The sequence below is a fragment of the Streptomyces roseoverticillatus genome (genome assembly GCF_000719265.1).
Lineage (GTDB): Bacteria > Actinomycetota > Actinomycetes > Streptomycetales > Streptomycetaceae > Streptomyces > Streptomyces roseoverticillatus.
Genome location: NZ_JOFL01000002.1, coordinates 339,863 through 362,300, shown reverse-complemented (window position 1 = coordinate 362,300; position 22,438 = coordinate 339,863). Strand labels below are relative to the sequence as shown.

18 protein-coding genes are annotated in these 22,438 nt (G+C 73.0%); 10 read left to right on the top strand and 8 right to left on the bottom strand.

The genetic code is table 11. The annotated features are described in order from the left end of the window. Nucleotides 1-81: 81 nt before the first annotated feature. Nucleotides 82-1,620 (bottom strand): pyridoxal phosphate-dependent decarboxylase family protein, encoded by a 1,539-nt coding sequence (locus tag IF61_RS0103850; RefSeq protein ID WP_030364775.1) that lies wholly within the window; start codon nucleotides 1,618-1,620, stop codon nucleotides 82-84. Nucleotides 1,621-1,840: 220 nt separating this feature from the next. Between IF61_RS0103850 and atpF the strand changes: the two genes are divergently transcribed. Beyond that, nucleotides 1,841-2,395: a F0F1 ATP synthase subunit B gene (gene atpF / locus IF61_RS0103845; protein ID WP_030364774.1), complete on the top strand. Its 555-nt coding sequence runs from the start codon at nucleotides 1,841-1,843 to the stop codon at nucleotides 2,393-2,395. 88 nt (nucleotides 2,396-2,483) lie between these two features. Here the strand turns inward: atpF and pepN are convergent, their stop codons facing one another. The 4 genes from pepN to IF61_RS0103825 form a co-directional block, all read right to left on the bottom strand. After that, nucleotides 2,484-5,009, bottom strand: coding sequence for an aminopeptidase N (gene pepN / locus IF61_RS0103840; protein WP_030364773.1), 2,526 nt, complete (start codon nucleotides 5,007-5,009; stop codon nucleotides 2,484-2,486). Nucleotides 5,010-5,569: 560 nt separating this feature from the next. Next, on the bottom strand, nucleotides 5,570-5,875 hold the full coding sequence (locus IF61_RS0103835) for a chorismate mutase (protein WP_030364772.1): 306 nt from the start codon (nucleotides 5,873-5,875) through the stop codon (nucleotides 5,570-5,572). Between the two features lie 11 nt (nucleotides 5,876-5,886). Beyond that, nucleotides 5,887-6,777 carry a helix-turn-helix domain-containing protein gene (locus IF61_RS0103830; protein ID WP_030364771.1) on the bottom strand — a complete coding sequence of 297 codons (891 nt, stop codon included), beginning with the start codon at nucleotides 6,775-6,777 and terminating at the stop codon, nucleotides 5,887-5,889. A gap of 93 nt (nucleotides 6,778-6,870) precedes the next feature. Next, complete coding sequence (locus IF61_RS0103825) at nucleotides 6,871-9,978, bottom strand: endo-alpha-N-acetylgalactosaminidase family protein (protein ID WP_030364770.1); 3,108 nt, start codon at nucleotides 9,976-9,978, stop codon at nucleotides 6,871-6,873. A 133-nt stretch (nucleotides 9,979-10,111) separates the two neighbouring features. Here IF61_RS0103825 and IF61_RS0103820 point away from each other — a divergent pair, with 133 nt between their 5' ends. Then, nucleotides 10,112-10,492 carry a VOC family protein gene (locus tag IF61_RS0103820; RefSeq protein ID WP_030364769.1) on the top strand — a complete coding sequence of 127 codons (381 nt, stop codon included), beginning with the start codon at nucleotides 10,112-10,114 and terminating at the stop codon, nucleotides 10,490-10,492. A gap of 9 nt (nucleotides 10,493-10,501) precedes the next feature. Here IF61_RS0103820 and IF61_RS0103815 read toward each other — a convergent pair whose 3' ends face one another. Then, nucleotides 10,502-11,407 carry a hypothetical protein gene (locus IF61_RS0103815; protein ID WP_043187632.1) on the bottom strand — a complete coding sequence of 302 codons (906 nt, stop codon included), beginning with the start codon at nucleotides 11,405-11,407 and terminating at the stop codon, nucleotides 10,502-10,504. Between the two features lie 245 nt (nucleotides 11,408-11,652). Between IF61_RS0103815 and IF61_RS0103810 the strand changes: the two genes are divergently transcribed. The 4 genes from IF61_RS0103810 (at nucleotide 11,653) to IF61_RS0103795 (ending at nucleotide 15,633) form a co-directional block, all read left to right on the top strand. Further along, on the top strand, nucleotides 11,653-12,462 hold the full coding sequence (locus tag IF61_RS0103810) for a S1 family peptidase (protein WP_030364767.1): 810 nt from the start codon (nucleotides 11,653-11,655) through the stop codon (nucleotides 12,460-12,462). Between the two features lie 511 nt (nucleotides 12,463-12,973). Beyond that, entirely contained in the window at nucleotides 12,974-13,681 is a 708-nt protein-coding gene (locus IF61_RS0103805; protein ID WP_030364766.1) for a hypothetical protein, read from the top strand. A gap of 126 nt (nucleotides 13,682-13,807) precedes the next feature. Continuing rightward, a complete protein-coding gene (locus IF61_RS0103800; RefSeq protein ID WP_030364765.1) occupies nucleotides 13,808-14,485 on the top strand; it encodes a response regulator in 678 nt (225 codons plus the stop codon). Beyond that, nucleotides 14,482-15,633 carry a sensor histidine kinase gene (locus IF61_RS0103795; protein ID WP_030364764.1) on the top strand — a complete coding sequence of 384 codons (1,152 nt, stop codon included), beginning with the start codon at nucleotides 14,482-14,484 and terminating at the stop codon, nucleotides 15,631-15,633. Before IF61_RS0103800 ends, IF61_RS0103795 begins: the two co-directional genes overlap by 4 nt. A 197-nt stretch (nucleotides 15,634-15,830) precedes the next feature. Here IF61_RS0103795 and IF61_RS0103790 read toward each other — a convergent pair whose 3' ends face one another. Beyond that, on the bottom strand, nucleotides 15,831-16,886 hold the full coding sequence (locus tag IF61_RS0103790) for a glycoside hydrolase family 113 (protein WP_030364763.1): 1,056 nt from the start codon (nucleotides 16,884-16,886) through the stop codon (nucleotides 15,831-15,833). A 15-nt stretch (nucleotides 16,887-16,901) separates the two neighbouring features. After that, nucleotides 16,902-18,716 (bottom strand): DUF2334 domain-containing protein, encoded by a 1,815-nt coding sequence (locus IF61_RS0103785; protein WP_030364762.1) that lies wholly within the window; start codon nucleotides 18,714-18,716, stop codon nucleotides 16,902-16,904. Between the two features lie 322 nt (nucleotides 18,717-19,038). Between IF61_RS0103785 and IF61_RS35705 the strand changes: the two genes are divergently transcribed. From IF61_RS35705 to IF61_RS0103765, 4 genes are read left to right on the top strand one after another with little or no spacing between them, the layout of a single operon-like run. Next, a complete protein-coding gene (locus IF61_RS35705; RefSeq protein WP_157848539.1) occupies nucleotides 19,039-19,284 on the top strand; it encodes a hypothetical protein in 246 nt (81 codons plus the stop codon). Next, on the top strand, nucleotides 19,281-20,537 hold the full coding sequence (locus tag IF61_RS0103775) for a glycosyltransferase family 2 protein (protein WP_030364761.1): 1,257 nt from the start codon (nucleotides 19,281-19,283) through the stop codon (nucleotides 20,535-20,537). The genes IF61_RS35705 and IF61_RS0103775 overlap by 4 nt, the downstream gene beginning before the upstream one ends. Nucleotides 20,538-20,581: 44 nt before the next feature. Then, complete coding sequence (wecB, locus tag IF61_RS0103770; RefSeq protein WP_030364760.1) at nucleotides 20,582-21,772, top strand: non-hydrolyzing UDP-N-acetylglucosamine 2-epimerase; 1,191 nt, start codon at nucleotides 20,582-20,584, stop codon at nucleotides 21,770-21,772. After that, the gene (locus tag IF61_RS0103765; protein ID WP_030364759.1) at nucleotides 21,769-22,434 is read left to right on the top strand and encodes a 3-keto-alpha-glucoside-1,2-lyase-like domain-containing protein; all 666 of its coding nucleotides are present in this window, start codon (nucleotides 21,769-21,771) and stop codon (nucleotides 22,432-22,434) included. Before wecB ends, IF61_RS0103765 begins: the two co-directional genes overlap by 4 nt. Nucleotides 22,435-22,438: the final 4 nt, after the last annotated feature.

The window sequence follows — 22,438 nt, the reverse complement described above, 5'->3', positions numbered from 1 at the left end:
CTTGGGGTGTGGGGTCGGGCTGGGGTGCCGGCGGGGTGTCGGGGGTGTTTTCCGGGGGGTTGCTGGGGGGCGGTGGGGTCTTCATCGGCGTGTCTGGCCTTCCACGAGGGTGAGGAGTGTGCGGAGGTCGTCGGGGGTGGTGTGGGGGTTGAGGAGGGTGGCTTTGAGCCAGAGGCCTTGGGGGGTGGTGGTGCGGCCTAGGACGGCGTGTCCGTGGTGGAGGAGGGTGCGCCGGAGTGCGGCGGTGGTGCGGTCGTCAGTGCCGGTGGGGCGGAAGAGGACGGTGCTGAGGGTGGGGCGGGCGTGGAGGTCGAAGGAGGGGTGGGCCTCGATGAGGTCGGCGAGGTGCTGTGCGGCGGCGCAGACGCGTTCGACGAGGTCGCCGAGGCCGCGGCGGCCCAGGGCGCGGAGGGTGACGGCGATCTTGAGGATGTCGGGGCGGCGGGTGGTGCGCAGGGAGCGGCCGAGGAGGTCGGGGAGGCCTGCGTGGGTGTCGTCGGGGGCGTTGAGGTAGTCGGCGTGGTGGGCGAGGGGGGTGAGGGCGGTGGTGTCGGGGACGGCGAGGAGGCCGGCTGCGACGGGTTGCCAGCCGAGTTTGTGGAGGTCGATGGCGATGGTGTGGGAGTGGTCGAGGCCGTCGAGGGCGGGGCGGAGGGTGTCGCTGAAGAGGAGTGGGCCGCCGTAGGAGGCGTCGGTGTGGAGGCGGGCGCCGTGGGTGCGGCAGAGCTCGGCGATGGCGGGTAGGGGGTCGATGCGGCCGGTGTCGGTGGTGCCGGCGGTGGCGACGACGAGGGCGGGGGTGCCGGTGGCGGTGAGTTCGGTGAGGGCTGCGTGGAGGGTGGTGGGGTCGAGGACTCCGGTGGGGGTGGGGAGGGTGAGGGGGGTGGGGAGGCCGAGGAGCCAGGCGGCGCGGTGGATGCTGTGGTGGGCGTTGGCGCCGCAGACGACGCGGAGGGGTGCCGGGGCCGGTTCCCCGGCTTGCTCGCCTTTCCCGCCTTTCCCGCCTTTCCCGTCCGTCCCCTCCGTCCCCTCCGTCTCAGCCTTCCCAGCCTTCCCAGCTTTCGCGGCTTCTTCCCTGGCGAGGAGGAGTGCCAGCTGGTTGGACTCGGTGCCGCCGGTGGTCACCAGGGCGTCCGGGGCGGGGCGGCCGGGGTAGGCGAGGGCGGCCAGGGCGCGGGTGGTGAGGGCTTCGAGGGCGGTGGCCGCCGGGGCCTGGTCCCAGGAGTCGAGGGAGGGGTTGAGGGCGGCGGCCGCGAGATCGGCCGCGGCGGCCAGGGCGAGGGGCGGGCAGTGGAGGTGGGCGGCGCAGTGGGGGTGGGCGGGGTCGGCGGCGCCTTCGGCGAGGGCGCTGACGAGGGCGTGGAGGGCTTCGTGGGCGCCGGTGCCGGTCTCGGGGAGGGCGGGGCCGGCCAGGGCGTGCAGGCGGGCGGTGACGGCTTCGGGGCCGCCGGCCGGGAAGGGGCCCTGGCGGGTGGCGGCGCCCTGGGCGAGGGCGTCGAGGGTGGTGTCCAGGAGCGGGTGGAGGGCGTGCGGGCCGCGGGTGCCGCCGGCGAGAGGGGCAGGGGTGTCCTCCGCGGCCTCGCGGGGCGAGGTGACGGTGGGGCCGGCGGACGCAGGCATGACTTTGCCCCTTTTGGGTTGACTTCGCGCGCGTGCTGTGCGGTCGCTTCCGGGCGGTGACGAGCAGCAACTGCAACAAGTTACGTTCAGCACACGGTCGGTGACCGGCGTAGGGGCGGGTTTCGCTCGATGGTGGTACGGCCGTGCGACGGGCGTGAGTTGTGTCTGCTAGTGGGGTCCGGGGCGGACGCACTCCGTTCCGTCGACTAATCTGCACCCCATGGCCATGAACTTTCTCGCTCTCGACGTAGGGCCGCTCAAGCCCGAGCCCGCGCCGCTCGTCCTCGGCGCGGTGCTGTTCTTCATCACCTTCGCCCTGATGGCGAAGGTGCTGCTGCCCCGGATCAACAAGGTCCTCGTCGAGCGCGAGAAGGCCACTGAGGGCCGCTTCGACGAGGCGGACGAGATCCGCGCGGAGGCCGCGCGCGTCCACGCCGAGTACCAGGAGCTGCTGGCCGAGGCCCGGCACGAGGCCGCGCGCCTGCGTCAGGAGGCGACCGAGCAGGGCACCGCGATCGTCGCCGAGCTGCGGGCCGAGGGCCAGCGCCAGCGCGAGGAGATCATCTCCGCGGGTCACGCGGTGATCGACGCCGAGCGCGCGGTCGCCGAGGCCGAGCTGCGCGAGCAGGTCGGCGTGCTGGCCACGGACCTGGCGGGCCGCATCGTCGGTGAGGACGTCGCCCAGTCCGCCCGCGAGAACGGCACGGTGGACCGCTTCCTGGAGGAGCTGCGCACCGCGCAGGCCTCCGACGCCGCCCGCGAGGCGCGCGACTGACGGCGGCCGGCCGCCGCTGGGACATTCTCGGACGCCGAAGGCTCCGCACTCCTTTCCGGGGTGCGGAGCCTTCGGCGTTCCGGCGCGTCTAGCGCCCGGCCTCCCTGATGCGCAGGGCGCGGCGCAGGTCGTCGAGCTCGTCGGTGAGCTTGCGGCGCAGGGCGGGTGTCGGGCCGGCGGTGCGCAGGCACTCTTCGCCGAGGTCGAGGGTGCGCTGCTCGACGAGGGTGCGGGGGAATCCGGCGGCGCCGGCGGCGGTGGCCAGGGCGGGGCCGCGGCGGGCGGCGAGGGCGACGGCCGCGGGGTAGTAGCGGTCGAGGTAGGGGCGGACGAGGGTGTGCTGCTCGGGCTGCCAGAAGCCCTGGGCGGTGGCGGTGAAGAGGTAGTTGGAGAGTTCGGGGTGGTGCGCGGGGTCGTACATGGCTTGCCAGGCGGCTTCCTTGGCGGCCGGGTCCGGCAGGGCGGCGCGGCAGCGGGCCGCGCCTTGCCTGCCGGTGGCGCTGGGGTCGCGGGCGAGCTCGGCGTCGACGGCCTCGGCGGTGGTGGCGCCGAGGACGGCGAGGCGGGCGAGGGCGCGCCAGCGCAGTTCGGGGTCGAGGGCGGGGCCGCCGGGGACGGTGCCGTCGCGGAGCCAGGCCCGGAGGGTGCCGGGGTCGGTGGTGCTGTCGATGAAGGTGCGGACGGCGGTGAGGCGCAGGCCCTGTGAGGCGGTGTCCTCGCCCCGGTTCCGGGTGCGGTCGAGGAGGTCCTGGGCGAGGGCGGTGAGGGCGGCCAGGGCTGCGGGGCGGTCGGTGGGGGCGGTGTAGCGGTCGGTGATCTGCCCGCGGGCGAATGCGAGGACGGCGCCGGTGATGGCCACGTCGGTCTCGTGGGGCAGGTGGGCGCGGGCGGCGTCCAGGTAGGCGGCGGGGGCGAGCTCGCCGTCGCGGACCATGTCGCGGGCGGCGTTCCACAGGACGGCGCGGTTCAGCGGGTCGGGCAGGCCGGGCAGGGAGTGCAGGGCGGTGTCCCAGGACGCGGCGTCGAGGCGGACCTTGGCGTACGTGAGGTCGCCGTCGTTGAGGAGGAGCAGGTCGGGGCGGTTGCCGGGAAGGACCTTGGCGGGGCCTTCCTGCGGGATGTCCACCTCGATGCGGTCGCGGAGGACGAGGCGGGCGGGGGCCGCCGGGTCCCGGTCGTAGGCGCCGGCGGTGATGCGGTGCGGGCGGGTGCCGTCCTGGCCGACGGTGAGGTGCCAGTGGCCTTCGGCCTCGCCGATGGCCGGGGTGAGCGTGTCGACGCCGCTGGTGCGCAGCCAGCGGTCCGCCCAGGCGTGGACGTCGCGGTCCGTGCGGCGGGCCAGTGAGTCGAGGAAGTCGGCGAGGGCGGCGTTGCCGAAGCGGTGGCGGGAGAAGTGGTCGTTGATGCCGGCCAGGAAGTCCTTCTCGCCGAGCCAGGCGACGAGCTGGCGCAGGGCGGAGGCGCCCTTGGCGTAGGAGATGCCGTCGAAGTTCAGGAGCGCGGAGGCGGTGTCGGGGACGGCTGCCGGGTCGGGGGCGACGGGGTGGGTGGAGGGGCGCTGGTCGGCGTCGTAGCCCCAGCCCTTGCGGGCGCAGGCGAAGTCGGTCCAGGCGCCGTCGAAGCGGGTCGCTTCCGTGAGGACCTGGTAGCCCATGTACTCGGCGAACGACTCGTTGAGCCAGATGTCGTCCCACCAGCGGAGGGTGACGAGGTCGCCGAACCACATGTGGGCCATTTCGTGGGCGATCGTCACGCCGCGGGTCTCGCGCTCGGTGTCCGTGACGGCCGACCGGAAGACGTACTCGTCGCGGAAGGTGACCAGGCCCGGGTTCTCCATGGCGCCGGCGTTGAACTCGGGTACGAACGCCTGGTCGTAGGAGTCGAACGGGTACGGCTCGTCGAAGATCTCGTGGAAGCGGTCGAAGCAGCGGCGCGTGATATCCAGGAGCTCGTCGGCGTCGGCGTCGAGGTGGGGGGCGAGGGAGCGGCGGCAGTGCAGGGCGAACGGCAGGCCGGCGTGCTCGGTGCGGACCGAGTGCCAGGGGCCGGCGGCGAACGCCACGAAGTAGGTGCTGAGCGGTTGTGTCGTGGCGAACGTCCAGCGGCCCTCGGCCGGGTCGCCCGTACGGGTGGCTACGGCGTTGCCGAGGACGGTCCAGTGCGGTGGGGCGGTGACGGTGGCGTCGAAGACCGCCTTGAGGTCGGGCTGGTCGAAGGACGCGAAGACGCGCTGGCCGTCGTCGAGGAAGGCCTGCGTGTAGAGGTACGTCTCGCCGTCGGCGGGGTCGGTGAAGCGGTGCATGCCCTCGCCCGTGCGGGAGTAGCGCATGTCGGTCTCTATGAGCAGTTCGTGCTCGCCGGGGGTGAGGGAGAGCGGCAGCCGGTTGTCGTCCAGCGCGGCGGGGTCGAGGGGGCGGCCGTCCAGTGCGGCGTGGCGCAGGGCGGCGGGCCTGAGCTCGACGAAGGTGTCGCCGGCTGCGCGCGCGGTGAAGCGGATCCGGGTCGTCGAGGCGAACAGCTCGTCGCCGCGGGTGAGGTCGAGGTCGACGGCGTAGCGGTGCACGTCGAGGAGGCGGGCGCGGGCGCGGGCTTCATCGCGGGTGAGTACGGGCATGGGCACATTGTTCCGCGGGCGCGGGGCGCGGGGCGTGTGTGCCGGCGCGCCCTCTTCCCCTCCGCGAGGGGTTTCGGCCTCGCGACTGGACGTGCCGCGCGCCCTCTCCCCCGCCGCGATGGGCTTCCGCCCTGCGACTGGACGTGCCGCGTACCCACTCCCTCGCCGCGACGGCGAGCAACCCGCGCGGCGGGGAACGGCGATGCCGATCCGGGCTGCAGGCGGGCACGGCACCGCCGGGCTGCGCCGTCTCGGCCGGGCGCCGCCGCGGCGGGAGAGGGGGTGCGGCCCGCACCTGGACATGCCGCGCACCCTCACCCCCGCCCCGACGGGCCTCGGCCTCGCGACCGGACGTGCCGTGCACCCGCTCCCCCGCCGCGACGGCGAGCAACCCGCGCGGCGGGGACCGGCGGTGCCGGACCGGGCTGCAGCGGGCACGCCACCGCCGGAACGCCCCGTCTCGGCCAGGCGCCGCCGCGGCGGGAGAGGGGTTGCCGCCCGCACCTGGACGTGCCGCGTCCACCGCGCCGTGGGACGTTCGTGCGGCCGCGCTGGAAGCGCTAGGCGCGGGCGATCGTTTCGTGGTGGCGGATGACCTCGGCGATGATGAAGTTCAGGAACTTCTCCGCGAACGCGGGGTCGAGTTTGGCGTTCTCGGCCAGTTCGCGGAGGCGGGCGATCTGGCGGGCCTCGCGGGCCGGGTCGGCGGGGGGCAGTTTGTGGGCGGCCTTGAGGTGGCCGACCTGCTGGGTGGCCTTGAAGCGCTCGGCGAGCATGTGGATCACCGCTGCGTCGATGTTGTCGATGCTGTCGCGCAGCCGGCCCAGCTCGGCGCGTACGGACTCGTCCATGGAACTGTTGCTCATGGCCACCGAGCCTATGCGGACGGACGGGGTGCGATCACCGGTGGGTGGTCCGGGTCGGGGATCCGCGCGCTCCAGCCGCCGGGTACGGAGCGCCCCTGGCGGGCGCGGAAGCGGATGGGCGCGGTGCCGACCCGGCGGGTGAAGAGGCGGCTGAAGTAGGCGGGGTCGGCGTAGCCGACGCGGCGGGCGACGGCGGCGACGGGGAGTTCGGTGGCGGCGAGGAGTTCTTTGGCGCGGCCGAGGCGGATGCTGAGGAGGTAGTCCTTGGGGCTGCAGCCGGCCCCGCGGCGCACGGCGGCGCGCAGTTCGGCGGTGGTCATGCCGTGCCGGGCGGCGTGCTGGGCGACGGTGAGGGGGAGGAAGGCGTCCCGGGCGAGGGTCTGGAGGACGGGTTCGCCGCCGGGGGTGGTGTCGGCCCGTGCCCGGCGCAGGGCCACGAGCAGTTCGTGGACGGCCGCGGACGTTTCGAGCTCCAGGAGGGGGTTGCCGCGGCGTGCCGCGCGGGCGATGCGGTGGACGGCGGTGCGTGCGGCGGTGGTGTCGGTGAGGGGGACGAGGGGGCGGTGGGGTTCGATGCAGCCCAGTTCCGTGTAGGCGCTCACGGCCGGGCCGGTGAAGTCGGCGAAGGCCTCGTCCCAGCCGGTGCCGTCGGCGGCGCCGTAGTGGTGGGGGACGCCGGGGGTCAGCCAGAGCAGTGCGGGGGCGGTGACGGTGCGGGTGCGGCCGTCGGGGGTGCGGAGCCAGCCGCTGCCGGCGTGGATGACGACGGCGACGTGGTGGTCGAGGGTGCGGGGTCCGACGGGCGGCAGTGCCCCGTGCTGGAGGCCCACGCCGAGGCAGACGAGGCCGAGGCGGTGGTGGACGGGGCCGGGGCTGAAGTAGCGCATCCATGTCTGGTACATGGGTTCCGGCCTCCCGCGGTGTCGGCGCCGTGGGCCGATCTTCGCGCATGGCGGTGCGGTTCACCAGAGTGCTTCACGAGAGGTCACGAGGGGTTACGAGGGGCCGGGGGCCTCGTCCGTCTCGTAGACCGTGAAGCCGTCCAGGACGAACTCCGCCGTCCCGCTGTCGCCCGTCTTGCGCAGCCCCACCCATGCCTCGCCCGTCTCCGGCGCGGTGAACTCGTACGTGTGGGTGGCGGGGGCGTGGGCGGCGGGCAGGGGGGTGCGCTGCAGTTCGCGGCTTTCGGGTGTGTCCGTACCGGTGATCCAGGCGTACTGTCCGGCGGTCTCGTTCTCGTAGCGGAACTCGATCCGGTAGCGGTGCCCTGGCCGGAAGCGCACGGTGTGGGGCACGGTGCGGTAGACGATGCCGGTGTTCTCGCCGCGGGACTTCAGGGACTGGGTGCCGTCGATGACGTCGTCGATAGCCTTGCCGTTCCAGCCGCGCTGCGTGTACGGCGCGTGCCGCTGGGCGATGTGCGTACGGGGGTCCGTGGTGCCGCCCGCGTCGCCCTTGACGAAGGGCCCCCAGCCTTGGGGGACGTTCTCGAAGTCCTCGAAGACGAGTGCTTGGGGGCGTTGGGCCTGCCGTCCGGCGGCCACGACCCGCAGCGCGTCGAACCGTACCCGCGCGCTGCCCGCGGCGGCGCTGAGCGTGAGGGTGACGGGTCCGCCGCCCGGCGGCACGGTGAAGCGGGTGAACATCCGCTGGAAGCGGGTGCCGTGCTTGCGGTCGGCGGCGACGTGGTTGCCGGCGGTGGAGGTGTCCGTCCAGTTGGCGGCGGTGACGCCGTCGGCGGTGCGGACGTGCAGGCCGGCCCGGCGCCGCTCCCCTGCGGTGGCGCCGATCTCGACCTGCACGGAAGCGGCGTACGTGCCTGGTTTGAGCCGGGCGAGCCGCTGTCCCACCGTGGCGGCCGCTCCGGCGCGGACGACGAGTTCCCAGTCGCCGAGCGGGCTGCGTTCGACGGCCGCGGGGCCGGTGACCCGCCATCCGTCGAGGCTGCCGGAGTGGAAGCCGGGGTCGTGCAGCGGTGTGCCCTCGCCCCAGCCGGGCCGCGGGGAGCGGCCGTGGCCGCGGGTGAGGACGTACGGCTGCCCGGCCGCGGCCTCGATCGTGACCTCACCGCCGTGGACGGGCAGTTCGGTCGGGTCGGTGCGGCCCTGGTCGGTGAGCCGGTGGCGGACGACCGTGTTCCGGCCGGCCCAGCCGCGGGGCAGGCGCCAGCGGGTGGTGCCGCCCGCGGGGTTGTAGTGGTAGAGCTTGGCCGGGTCGAGGGCCTCGCGCGGCTCCCAGGGCAGCAGGTAGAGCCCGCCCTTGTAGACCACGCGCCCGTCGGTGGTGATGGTGCGGGTGCCGTCGGCGTCGCTGACGGCGGTGCGCGCCGGGCCCTCGAAGGTGATCTCGTGCTCGCTCCAGGTGCGGACGGGGTGGGCCTGCAGGTATTTGGCCGGGAGGTTCTCGGTCCAGATCAGGCGGTGGAAGGGTGCCCAGTCGGTCTTGCCCTGCCAGCCCTCGAAGGTGCCGAGTTTGGCCGTGCCGAGGAGGGGCCACTTGTCGGCGAAGACGTCCTTGTGGTGGTGATGGAGGAAGCGGATGAGGCGGGAGTTGATGCCGCGCGAGGTGTCGGGCCCGTAGTCGGTCTCGTTCGCCCAGTGCGACCAGAGGCTGGAGCGCTCCAGGCCGTGGCCCCATTCGGTGGCGATCTGCCAGCCCTGGTCGCGCAGGGCGCGCTGCAGCCGGTCGGAGGTCCAGCCGGACTCGCGGAAGACGTCGATGTAGAGGGTGGTCAGGGCGGGGTCGGTCTCGTCGCGCAGCTGCCGGAAGCGGCGGACGGCGTTGCCGGACAGGAGGTCGCGGCGGGGGTCGATCCTGTACGACTGGTCGAGCCAGTCCCACTGCTTGTCGCCCGCGTCGACGAGGGTGTCGGAGAAGGCGTGGGCGACGGGGTAGGACTCGGTGGTGTTCACGTGCACGGCGAAGTCGCTGTTCCACTTCTTTCCGGCGCGCAGCAGGGTGTTGAGGTCGGCGAGGCCGCCGGCGCGGGTGTTGTAGTTGCCGCCGTAGTCGGGGTGGGCGGAGTCGTGGCCCTCGGACTGGTAGCCCTTGAGGAGGGTGAACTGGCGCAGGCCGTCTGTGGCGAGGGCGATGCGTTTGACGTTGTCGAGGGTGGCCAGGAAGGGGTTCGTGGCCTGGCTCGCGAAGTTGAAGGGGATGTGGGGGACGACGCGAAGGTGCTGGTCCGCGGCGCCGGGCGGGGCGGTCATGACGTCGCGCAGGGCGATGGCCGCGTCCTGCCAGTCGGCGCGGCCGTCGCCGTTGCGGTCGCGGGTGACGACGATGGTGGCGCGGGGCAGGGGTTCGGTGTCGGCGGCTGCCGCGCCGGCGGCGCGGTGGGTCCACTGGCCGCAAGTGATGCGGGCCTCGGTCCCGTAGGGGCGGGTGAGGGTCTGCCGCCGGAGGCGGCCGTTCTCCCAGGCGGTGGCGGCGTCCGGGCGGTCCTGGACGGTGTTGGTGTCGATGGCGGCGGCGAGCCGGCCGGTGCTGACGACGGCGTAGGCGCAGCCGATGGGCGCCTCGTCGGCGGGCGTGTCCGGGCCGGGGCGGACGAGGGTGTCGCCGTTCTTCGCCTTGTCGAGCTGGATGCGGGCGGCGAGGAGCTCGGCGCCGGGCTGGGTACTGCGGACGCTGAGGAGGGCGAGGCCGGGGATGCGCAGGGTGCCGATGGGCAGGGCGGGGGTCTCGGTGATGCGGGTGACGCGCCAGTCGACGCGCGTGCCGGTGACGCGGATCTCGGCGTCGATGCGCGTGCCGCCGGTGAGGGTGAGGACGTACGTGGCGCGGTCGCCGCGGATGGTGGAGGTGACGTGGGGGGTGTGTTCCTTCTCGTCCACGAGCAGGGAGGTGACCGGGTCCTCCTGGCCGTGGACGACGTCTCCGGTGGTGCGGTCGGTGTAGGAGATGACGTAGGGGAAGGCGGTGCCGACGCGGACGTCGAGGCCGGTGGAGCGCAGGACGGCTTCGGCCGGGGGTGCGGCGGCGGCAGCCGTCCCGGTGAGGCCGGTGAGTGCGGCGAGCCCGGCGGCGGCGCCCGTGGTGACCACGGCGCGGCGGGTGGGGGTGTGCGGGGCTGCGTCGTCCGCTCTGCGGTCCTCGTCCACTCTGCCGTCCACTCTGCGGTCCTCCTCGGTACCGATGGCCACGGGCACAGAGTGGAGGGCGGGGGCCGTGGCGCCCATGGACAAAAGCGGTACGGGTGTTGGACTCCTGTCCGCGGTGGGGCAGGATCAGTTCATGATCGCGAAGCTGATGTATCCCGTCGTCGACTGCCCGGATCCGGCCGCGCTGGCCGGCTTCTACGCCCGGATCCTGGACTGGGAGGTGGACGCCTCCGACCCGTCCTGGGTGTGGCTGACCTCGCCGGCGGGCGAGCGGATCGCCTTCCAGGAGGCGAAGGACCACCGGCCGCCGCGCTGGCCGGACCCGGCCTTCCCGCAGCAGTTCCACCTGGACTTCGAGGTCGCCACGCGGGAGGACGTGGAGCGGGCGCGGGGCGAGGTGGTCGCGCTGGGGGCGGAGTTCCTGCACGACAGCGGCGGCGAGGAGAAGGGGTGGCTGGTGTTCAACGACCCTGCGGGGCACCCCTTCTGCCTCTGCTTCGGGCAGTCGCTGTAGCAGCAGCCGTCAGGTGTCGCACTCCAGCACCGACCGGCACAGCCCGCACCGCACTCGTACGCTCCCCCGCACCGGCACCCGGATCCGCTGGTGGCACGTGGGGCACGGGAAGCTGACCCGCAGCGGGTCGTGGCCCTCGAAGGCGTAGCCCCAGCCGGAGGGGTCACTGCGCCGGGCGTTCTGGACGGCGCGGCGGTCGCGGGCGTAGCGGTGGCGGCCGAGCCGGCCGGCCGCGGCGAGCGGGGGACGGCGGCCGTCGCGCCGCGCCTCCGTGAGGCCCTTGGTGTACGCCTCGTACGCCTGGGGGCTGGTGAACCACGGGGAGGGGTCCTCGCCGAAGGCCAGCGCCCGCTTGGCGAGGACGTAGCCGAACTCCTCCGGGGTGAGGTAGCCGAGCTTCTGCGTGGAGACCGCCGACTCGCGGTAGGCGTCGAGGAGCAGCCAGCCGGCGCCGAGGTAGGCGGCGGCGGTGTCGGTGAGGATCTCGTTGTCGCGGGTGCCGGGGAAGGCGAGGCCGAGCCGGTGCAGGTAGACGTGCATGACCTCGTGGGAGAGGGCGGCGCCGATGTCCTTGCGGTGGGTCTTGAAGCGGGAGTTGAGCTCGATGAAGTACTCGGGCCCGGCGGCGAGCTCGATGCTTCCCGCGTGGCGCATGTCGCGAAAGCTGACGATCATCCGGGCGTCCGGCAGGCGCAGGTGGCGGACCATCGCGCCGGCGACGCGCTGGACGCCGAGGTACGGGTTCTCGTCGTCGTCGAAGGCCACGTCGGCCGGGGGGACGCTGAGCTCGAAGGTGTGCACCGTGTCGTAGGAGAGGCGCTTGTACAGCGCGGTGATCGCGGTGCGGACGGTCTCGATGTGCGGATAGCCGTGCACGATCTCGACGCCGTTTCCCGCTCCGGTCCCGGTGCCCACGCGTGACCACCCCCTGGGGTCCCCCTGCCGGCCGCTGCGCCCCTGCCTCCACTGTACGGGGGCGGTGCCGTACGGCGGCAGACCGTGGCGCCGGTGGTGCGGCTGGCCGAAACGGGGTGCTTGTCGCACGTTCGTTCGCTGCTCATAATCGCACCGCGCAGCGAAGGCTCGATTCCGGTAATCGGACGGCCGGAATTGTCATGAGCCTGACATTCGCCGCGTAACCTCCCACGAAAGGAAGACCCTTGCGTTCCTTCCTCTTCCTCGGCACGCTCAGGAGAACCCTCGCCGTCGGCGCCGCGGCCGTCGCCGCGCTCACCCTCACCGCCGGATCGGCCCTCGCCGACGGCCCGCGCGACCAGCGCCCGCACGAGGGCGTGGTCGGCGGCACCCAGGCCCAGCAGGGCGAGTTCCCGTGGATGGTGCGGCTGTCCATGGGCTGCGGCGGCGCGCTCTACACCCAGCAGATCGTCCTCACCGCCGCCCACTGCGTCGGCGGCAGCGGCGCCAACACCTCCATCACCGCGACCGCCGGAGTCGCCGACCTCAACTCCCCGCAGGCCGTCAAGGTCAAGTCCACCCAGGTCATCCAGGCGCCCGGCTACAACGGCTCCGGCAAGGACTGGGCGCTGATCAAGCTCGCCCGGCCGGTCGACCTGCCGACGCTCAAGACCGCCGACACCGACGCGTACAACAACGGCACCTTCACCATCGCCGGCTGGGGCGCGGACCGCGAGGGCGGCAGCCAGCAGCGGTACCTGCTGAAGGCCACCGTGCCCTTCGTCGACGACACCGCCTGCCAGCAGGCCTACGGCAACCTCATACCCGGCGAGGAGATCTGCGCCGGAAACCTCGACCAGGGCGGCGTCGACACGTGCCAGGGCGACTCCGGCGGCCCGATGTTCCGCAAGGACGGCGCGGGCGCGTGGATCCAGGTCGGCATCGTCAGCTGGGGGCAGGGCTGCGCGCGGCCGCACTACCCCGGCGTCTACACCGAGGTGAGCACGTTCGCGGCGGACATCAAGAGCGCCGCGGCGAGCCTGGGCAGCGGCTGACCCTGCGGGTGCTTCGCCCTCCCGTACGTGCGGACGCCCGGTGATTCCGCCGGACCCTCACCGTCGCGGCTGATCACCGTCGCGGCGGAGGGGACGCGCCGGCCCGGCACCGTATGAGTGCGCCGCACACCCCCTCCCGCCGCAGCGGCGCGCAAACCCACCGCCGCGCAGCCCGGCGGTGCCGGACCGAGCGCAGTACGGCACCGCCGGAACGGCTGACGGTGGCTGATCACCGTCGCGGCGAAGGGGACGCGCCGGCCCGGCCCGGCGCCCCCCGCGCCGCGCCGCCCGGAGGGCCTTCGCCGCCCGGACGGCCCAATCCGGCACCCGTCCTCCACGGCCCGTCCACGCGACTCCGGTATGACGTGGGCGGGCCCTCGTCATCCTTTCGGCCGAGGCGAGAATGGTCGGACAGTCGAGGTGTGAGCGCTGTAAAGGCCCGTAACGTGAAGGTCGTGGTCCGCTGACCGGCGGGCGCAAACCGAGCCGACCGTTACGGAAAGGGCCCCCCGTGTCCGCCAAGCACCGCATCGCCGCCGCCACCGTCCTCGCCGCCGCCGTCGGCGCGGTCGCCTGGCCGACGGCCGGTGCGCTCGCCGCGGACGGCCGCTCCACCGGCGGCAGGGACACCGGCTCCGGCCGCCCCGTGGTCGTCCGGCAGGTCCGGCTGCCCGACGGCAGCCGGGCGCAGCTGGCCTCCGGCGAGCGCGGCACGACGGTCACGGTGACCAAGCACGGCAAGCAGCGGCACACGATCGACACGTCCCGCCCCGCGGCCGACATCGACCGGCTCCACCTGCGCATCCTCGGCGGGGACACCGCGAAGCCGACGCTGCGCGCCTCCCTCGACGGGGCACAGCTGACGAACTACTACGACTTCGCCTCGGGCGTCCTGCGGCACACCCCCGACGGCGCCGAGCCCACCGCGGTCCGCCACAAGGGCACCAAGCACGCCGGCGGAGCGGCCGCCACCGGTTCCGGCCATGTCGTCACCGTGCGCAACAGCGGCGAGCCGCAGTCCTCGCCCCGCCCGCGCGCGCTCCGCGCCGCCTCCAGCAACCCCGTCAAGCGGGTCGTCGAGGCGGGCGAGGTCATCAAGGGCCGGCACGACATCGGCGCCCCGGCCCTCGCGGGCGGCGTCGGCCTGCTCGCCCTCGGGGGCGGCGCCTACGGCGTGCGCCGTCTCGCCGCCCGCCGGGCCGGCCGCACGGGCGCCTGATCCGCGGTTGCGGCGGTCCCCGGCCCCCGATCACATGGAGGGGCGGAGGGGCGTCACCGGGAAGTCCCCCGTACGGCGGGCACCGCCGTACGGCCAGCACAGCGCAAGGAACCGCAAGGAACGAGTATGGCGATCACCGTGGTCATCGCGGACGACCAGGAGATGGTCCGCACCGGCTTCCGCATGATCCTGGAGAGCCAGCCCGACATCGAGGTCGTCGCCGATGTCGTGGACGGCGAGGCCGCCCTCGCCGCCGTCGAGGAGCACGAGCCCGACGTGCTGCTCCTGGACATCCGCATGCCCAAGCTCGACGGCCTGGAGGTCACCCGCCGCCTGTCGGAGCGTGCGGGCGCCCGGCCGGGGCCCGGCGGGCGGCCGCGCATCGTCATCGTCACCACTTTCGACCTCGACGAGTACGTGCACACCGCGCTGCGCAACGGCGCCTCCGGCTTCCTGCTGAAGGACGCGAGCCCCGCCATGCTCGTCGAGGCCGTGCACGCGGCCGCCGTGGGTGACTCCCTCATCTCGCCCGCGATCACCGTCCGCCTGCTGCGCGACATGGCCCCCGGCGGCCCGGTGGGCCCGGCGCGGGCCCCTTCGGAGCCGCTGACCGACCGCGAGGCCGACGTCGTGCGCTGCCTGGCCCGTGGTGCGACCAACGCCGAGATCGCCGCCGAGCTCTTCGTCTCGCTGTCCACGGTCAAGACCCACCTGGCCAACGTGCAGCTGAAGCTGGACGCCCGTAATCGCGTCGAGATCGCCGCCTGGGCCTGGGAGAGCGGGCTGGCCGCGGGCGGCACGTGACCAGGTGGGCCGGCTGGGCCGTCCGCCATCCCCGGCGGGCGGTCTTCGCGAAGGCCGCCCTCGGGGCCGTCCTGCTCTGCCTCGTGGGGCTGGAGGGCATCGCGCTCGCCCGGCAGCCGAGCGTGCCGCACGCCGTCGTCCTCGCCTCGGGCGTCCTCGTCTGCCTGTGCGCCGTGCCCTACGGGTGGATACCGCTGACCGTACGGGCGGGCACCGCGGCCGCGGTCTCCCTGGTCGCCTCCGCCGTCCTCATGATCGGGCCGCACCCGCGCGTGGTCTGGGGCATGGGCGAGGACGTCGCCCTGCTCGTCCTCTTCACCCTCGTCGTCAGCAGGTCCTCGAACCGTGTCGCGGGCGTTCTCGGCCCGCTGCTCGCCGTCGCCGTCGTGGCCTCGCCCATGCGCGATCTGAACCCCGAGTGGTTCACGGCCCTCTTCTCGATGCTGCTGGTCGTCGTGGGCACGTACTCGCTGCTCCTGCGCAGCCACGCCGCCCAGCGCGTACGGGACCTGACCGCCGTGCGCACCGCCGAGCGCCTCGAACTCGCCCGTGAGCTCCACGACCTCGTCGCCCACCACATCACCGGCATCGCCGTGCAGGCCCAGGCCGCCCGCTTCACCGCGCTGGAGGGGCCCGTGGCGGCCGGTGCGTTCGAGCGCATCGAGACGTCCGCGGGCGAGGCGCTCGGCGCGATGCGCCGCCTGGTGAGCGTGTTGCGGGAGGGGGAGGCGGAGACGGAGCCGGTCGCCGGGCTGCCCGAGGTGCGGGCGCTGACCGAGGCGTTCGCGCGCACCGGGCCGCCCGTCGTCCTCTACATCGAGCAGGGGCTGGAGGACTGGATCCCCGCCGAGGTCGCCGCGGGCGTGCACCGTGTCGTCCGTGAGGCCCTCACCAACATCCGCAAGCACGCCGCCGACGCCACGGCCGTGCGGATCGGCGTCCGCGGGGTGCCCGCGGGCGTGGAGCTTCGCATCGCCGACGACGGCAGGAACGCGGCCGCGCTCCCGGAGAAGGCCCGGGGCGGGGGCTTCGGCCTGGTGGGGCTGAGCGAGCGGGCGAAGGCGATGGGCGGGCTGCTGCGCGCGGGCCCGGCCCCGGAGGGCGGCTGGGAGGTCACGGCCCTGTTCCCGGCGGACCGCAGGAGGTGAAGGGTGGCCGGGCCGCCCTTCGTCCCGCCGCGACGCGCGCAGGTCAAGGATGCCTGCATCCTTGAATCCGCCGCGGCGGCGCGCAACCACGACGGCGGTGGCCGGCGGTGCCGTACGGGCTCAGGCGGATCCGGCACCGCCGGACAACACCGCTGCGGCTGATCACCGCTGCGGCGGAGGAGAGGGGGCGAGCCCCCTCACTTCCAGTGCTGTCGCAGCACGCTCTCCGCCGGTTTGCCGTGCGGGGTGTAGGCGAGGCGGCGCGGCGTCTCGCCGGTGTCGGGCCAGTCGTCCCACATCCACCAGCAGACCCCTGCCCACCAGGGCTGTCCGTCGAGGGCGGTGAGCAGTGCCTCGTACGCGGCGGCCTGTTCGTCCTCGCCGCCGCTCTTGCTGACGGTCCAGGAGTAGGGGGCGGTGGTGGTGCCGCGCTGGCTGACGTAGCCGGCCTCGGTGAAGAGGATCTTGCGGTGGTGGCGGGCGGAGAAGGCGGCGAGTTCGCCGGTGATGGGCTTCCAGGCGTCGCGGAGCCGGGCGGTGTCGGTGGTGGGGCGGTCGGCGAGGGGCCAGTAGGCGTCGATGCCGATGACGTCGAGGTCGTCCCAGAAGGGGACGGTGCGGTATTCGTCGTAGTTGGCGGCGTAGGTCAGCGGGCCGCGGTAGCGGGCGCGGACGGCGCGGACGACCTTGCTCCAGCGGGTGCCGTCGCGGGAGGTGCCGGCCAGTTCGGTGCCGACGGCGAGTTGTTCGGAGTCGGTGGCGGCGGCGAGTTCCGCGTAGTGGGTGATGAAGCGTTCGTACGCGGCGAACCAGGCGCCGGGGTCGCCCGGCCGGATTTCGGCCCGGTCGCCGCCCTTGGCGAGGTCGACGTGCGGTTTGAGCATGACCTTGAGGCCGGTGGTGTGGGCGAGGCCGATGATGTGCCGGAGGGCGTCGTCGCCGGCGGTCTCACTGGTGGTGTGCATGGCGGCGTCGGTGGTGCCGTCCTGGTACCAGGTGGGGGTGAAGGTCACCCAGCGGGCGCCGGTGGCGGCGATCTGCCGCAGGTAGGGCGCGGCGTCCGGGCCGGCGTAGTCGCCGGTGTTCCAGGAGGGGAGGGTGATGCCGCGCAGTCCGGCCGCCTTTCCGCCGTCCCCGCTCCCGGTGCGGCCGGTCGGGCCGGGCGCGGGGCCGTCACCGGAGCCGGACGAGCAGCCGGCAAGGAGGAGGGCGGCCGTGAGCAGCGCACCGGCCGCCCTCCTTCTTGCACTCACCACGTGCCTCCGGTTTCAGTTGTTCAGGTCCGTGGGGCCGACGAAGGTGTAGCCGAGGGCCTTGATGCCTTCGATCGTCTGCTGCAGCGGCGCCGTCGGGTAGTAGGGGTGGTAGAAGAAGCTGGCCACGCCGTCGCGGACGGCCAGGTTGGCCTTGGCGGAGGCGATGAGGTCGGCGGGGAGCCGGGGCGGGTGGTTGTTGTACGCCTCGGGCTCGTAGTTGCCGATGTTCTCGGGCAGGACGGTGGTGCCGTAGACGTCCTTGACCGCGTACGGGAAGAACTGGCCGATGTAGCGGCTGTTGTCCGGTGTGCCACCGGTGAGCGTGCCGGCGAAGTACAGCGAGCGCTCCAGGCGGGCGGAGTAGTTCTGGCCGAGGACGCGGTAGTCGGTGGCGGACGCGGCGTAGTGCGGTGTGGTCCACAGGGCCGGTCTGGGCAGTCCGGCGGCGGTGAATGCGGCCAGGGCCTGGGTGATGCGGCTCTGGGCCCAGACGGTGGAGTCCTCGGCGGGCGGCCCGTCGAGGAGGACGTTGTCCGCGGTGTCGATGTGGGCGCGGAAGAACTCGAAGTCGTCGCCGGTGACGCCGTTGTACGGGTTGTTCGCCGTGCCGTACTGGTGGGTGTAGCCGTGGTTCATCAGGACGGCGCCGCCGGCGAGCATGTTCTTGATCTCGGTGACGACGGCCGGTGCCTGGGCGAGGGTGAGGGTTTCGGGGACGCCGTTGTTGTAGGTGCCCTTGGGGTCCTTGTAGACGGGGATGACGTTGATCCCGTACGGGATCTTCTGCGTCTTGAGGTAGTTGGCGATGGTCCGCAGCTGGGCCGGGTCGGCCTTGGGGCTGATGTCCTCCAGGCGGACGAAGGCCCGGTGGCGCTCGGCGGCCGAGGGCGCGAGGGCGTCGAAGAGGAGGTCCTCGAAGACGATGACGCGGTCGCTCTCGGAGACGTAGGCGAAGGGGATCTCACCGAGGTAGGTGAGGTTCGCGGTGCGGATCGCCCAGGGGGTGGTGGCGCCGGAGGTGCCGTCCTTGGCCACGGCGAGGGTGGTGACGGGCGGGAAGCCGGGGCCGGTGACGAGGGCGGGGTGGAGCACTCCGCCGTCCTGGCCGGCGGGGATCTGCCGGGTCAGCTGCTGGTTCTTGTACGTGACCTGGTTGATGTCGCCGATGGAACCGCCGCTCTCGTAGAACGAGTTGGCGGGGTCCCAGCCGTACTTCTGCTTGAACTGCGTGACGCCGACCGCGTTGGCCATGTTCCAGATGTTGTCGCCGATCCAGGTAACGGGGTGGCTGGTGGCCATGGCGTCCTGGTAGAAGGCGGCGGGAACGGCGTCGGGGACGGTGCCCCCGTAGTAGGTCGAGCCGAGGTAGACCGTGGCCGTGTACTGGTTGACCATGCCGGCGGTGTAGGCCGAGACGGGCTTGGCGATGACGGTGCCGAAGTGGCCGGCGAGGTTGGCGGTCGCCATGGCGTAGAGCTCGCCCAGTTGCCCGTAGGGGCCGGCGGTGTCGTAGAGGACGAGGGCCGAGGTGCCGGCCGGTGCCGCGAGTGCTGCCGCGGCGGCGGTCTTCGCGAGGGGCGCCGGGGTGACCGTGAGGCTGCCCGTGCGGCGCAGCCGGTCGTTGGCGAGCCTGCTCTTGGCTGCTGCGGTGAGGTCCTTCTTGCTCGCCGGGGAGAGCGCGAGCGGGTTCACGGCGTCGGTGCTGCGCGGCTTGGATATCGCGGCCCCGGCGGTCCAGGAAAGCAGGACGCCGCCCAGCAGGGCGGCGAGGAGTACGGCGACGGCGGAGATCCGGGTTTTCCTGGATCTCCCTCGCTTGTTCTGCATGGAATTCCCCCTGGTAATGCTGTGGTCGCCACCCCTGTTCGGTCAGGGGCCCGACAGGCGCCAGATTCTTCTGGCCAGGAAGGATGCATGTCAATAGACAACTTCGGTCCTGAGTGGGCAGTTCCGTACAGATGCGTTGGTGCAGACCAGAAACCACACGCGTCACATCCGGCCGCGATCAGGCATAACGACCGGTAGGTTCTTTGAATTTGAGATTCCGCTCCAACAATAGTCACCAAGTCCGACAGTATTACCTGTCTGATCTGATACCTTCCCTGCGCATGCCTTGCCTCGCATCGAGGCGACATACGGGGGAGAACTCATGTACGGAAAACCCGCTCTGGGATCCGTCCTGCCCATGGCCGGGCTCACTGCGGCTCCGGAAGTGCTACCGGGCGTTCCTTTCGCCAGGGGATTGCAGGAAGCCGCCGGGGCCGGATTCCTGCTCTACTGCACAAGCGCACTCGTCATCATCGCCGCCAAATTCTGGTTCGCCGCCCGCGGTACGCAGGGGCGTGGCGCGCCGGAAGCCGGCGTGCCGGCCCGGACCACCGGTGACCTGCCTTGACCAGCGAGGTCCTGCTGGGATCCGCCATCGCGATCATCGTGATGGCGGGCTGCTACAACACCACGCTGTTCCTGCTCTCCCGGCGCCGCATACGCCGCGTCCGGGGCCCCCGCCGGAAAAGGCTGTACGTCTTTCTGCTCGCCTGTCTGAACGAGGAAAAGGTTCTCGCGGAGAGCCTTGCCCGGATCACTGCCCTGCCCGCAGGCAATTTCCTGGCCCTGGTGATCGACGACGCGTCCGACGACGGCACCGCCGGCATCGCCCGCGCCGCCGACCCCGAGCGCGTGCGCCTCCTGCAGCGCACCCTGCCGAACGCCCGCCGCGGCAAGGGCGCCGCCCTCAACGCCGGAATCCGCCACCTGCGCGAGTCGGGCCTCATGGACGGCTACGACCCGAACGACGTCATCGTCTGCGTCGTCGACGCCGACGGCCGGCTCGACGAACACGTGGTCCAGTCCGTCGACCCCTTCTTCGACAATCCGCGCGTCGGCGCCACCCAGGTCGGCGTCCGCATGTACAACCGCCACCAGGGCCTGCTGGCCCGGCTCCAGGACATGGAATTCGTCATCTACGGCGATGTCTTCCAGTGCGCCCGGCGCTATATCGGAAGCGTCGGAATGGGCGGCAACGGGCAGTTCATGCGGCTCGCCGCGCTCGACTCCCTCGCCGTCCCCGGCGAGGAGGGCGGGCCCTGGAGCGACTCGCTCACCGAGGACCTCGACCTCGGGGTCCGGCTCATCGCCCGCGGCTGGACCAACCAGCACTGCACCGCGGCCGCGGTCTCGCAGCAGGCCGTGCTCGACGTCCGCCGCCTGGTGCGCCAGCGCTCGCGCTGGTTCCAGGGTCACCTGCAGTCGGCGGGGCTGGTGCCGCTGATCCTGCGCTCCGTCCCCACCCGGGCCGCCGTCGACCTGCTCTACCACCTCTCCAGCCCGGTCCTCATCCTGCTCACCTCACTGCTGCCGCTGTCCTTCCTGGTCGCGGTGGCCGGCACCGCCGTCGGCTCCGTGCAGGCCGGGCGCCCGCTGATCACCCCGATGTGGATCATCGGCCCGTACGTGCTGTCGTTCACGGCGGCCTACGCGTACGGCTTCGTCTACCGCCGGCGCGAGCGCGGCCTCGGGCTCGTGCGCTCGATCCTGCTCTCGCACGTCTTCATCTTCTACGGCTACATCTGGTTCGCCGCGGGCTGGTGGGGGCTGTGGCGGATGCTCACCGGCAAGCAGACGTGGCTGAAGACCGCGCGCACCTGACCCCCTCTCTCTCCTCGCTCGACAGGCCCTTCCCAGGGAGAACCATGTCCGCTGACCTCATCACCGCGCCCGTACGCGCCATGCTCGTGCTGGGCACCCGACCCGAGGCCATCAAACTGGCGCCCGTGGCCCGTGCCATGGCGCTCTCCCCGCTCTTCGAACCGCTCGTCGTCACCACCGGCCAGCACCGCGAGATGCTCCACCAGATGCTGGACCTCCTGCGCGTCCCGGTCCACACCCAGCTCGACGTCATGCGCGACCGGCAGCAGCTGTCCACGCTCACGGCCCGCCTCGTGGACGGTCTCGGCGAGGTGGTCCGGGCCGAGCGCCCCGACCTCGTCATCGTCCAGGGCGACACCACCACCGCCCTGACCGGCGCCCTCGCCGCCTTCTACGAGCGCGTCCCCATCGCCCACGTCGAGGCGGGGCTGCGCACCGGCGTCCTCGACAACCCCTTCCCCGAGGAGCTCAACCGCCGCCTGATAGGCCGGATGGCGCGCTGGCACTTCGCTCCCACGCGGCGGGCCGCGGACCACCTGACGGCCGAAGGCGTCCCCGGCGCCGAGGTGTTCACCACCGGCAACACCGTCATCGACAACCTGCTGTGGGTGCTGGAGGAAGGCACCGGACACAGCCTCTTCCGCACCCGCCTGCGGCGCGTGCTCGTCACGCTGCACCGCCGCGAGAACCAGGGCGCCGTGATGCGCTCCATGGGCAGGGCCCTGCGGCGGCTCGCCGACCGGGGCGACGTGGAGATGGTGCTGCCGCTCCACAAGAGCCCCGCCGTCCGCGAGGCGCTCCTGCCCGAACTGGCCGGCCACCCGCACATCGAGATCACCGAACCGCTCGGCTACCTCGACTTCTCCGCCACCCTCGCCGCCTGCGACCTGGTCCTCACCGACTCCGGCGGCATCCAGGAGGAGGCCCCCACCCTCGGCAAGCCCGCCCTCGTCCTGCGCACGACCACCGAACGCCCCGAGGCCGTCGAGACCGGGGCGGCCCGGCTCGTGGGCACCGAACCGGAGGCCATCCTGGAGGCCGCCGTCCACCTTTTGGATGATCCTGCCGCCTACGCGCGGATGGCCACGGCCGGCAATCCCTTCGGGGACGGCCACGCCACCGACCGCATCATCGCCCAGCTCGCGGAGGACTTCGGCGCCGACGCGGACGACGGCGACGCCGCCGAACTGGTCACCACCCGCACCGAGGGGCCGGGGTCATACTCGACGGCATGACGAGAGTTCAGCGGCTGCTCGGCCTCGCGCTGCTCGCCGCCCTCGCGGTGGCGGGCACCGCCCTCGCGGTGAGCAGCCTCTGGTCCGGCGGCGGCGAGCCGGACCGGCCGTGGGCCGAGGGATCGGTCCACGGCCCGTGGCGGTCGGTCTTCGACGGCCACGGCGAGAACATCGGCCGCCACGACGGCCTCTTCCTCTCCCCCCGCCCCTCCCGGGTGCCGGACGAGACCCACGCCGGACTGATCGTCTCCACGGAACGCTTCGAGGACGTGGACTTCGAGGCGCGCATGCGGACGGTCGCCCAGCTGCGCACGCCCGAGCCCAACCCGTGGGAGGTGCCGTGGCTGCTGTGGGCGTACACCGACCCCGAGCACTTCTACTACGTCACCCTCAAGCCGAACGGCTGGGAGCTCGGCAAGCGCGACCCCGCCTACGGGGGCGGGCAGCGCTTCCTCGCGACCGGCCAGGGGCGGTTCCCGGTCGGAGCGTGGTCGGCGGTGCGGGTGGCGCAGCGCGGGGCGCGCATGGAGGTGAGCGTCGACGGGCAGGGGCTGGTCGCCTACGAGGACCGGGAGCGCCCGTACCGGAAGGGCAGCGTGGGGGTCTACACCGAGGACGCGAAGGTGGAGTTCCGCGATCTGCTGGTGCGCCCGACCGAGTAGCGGG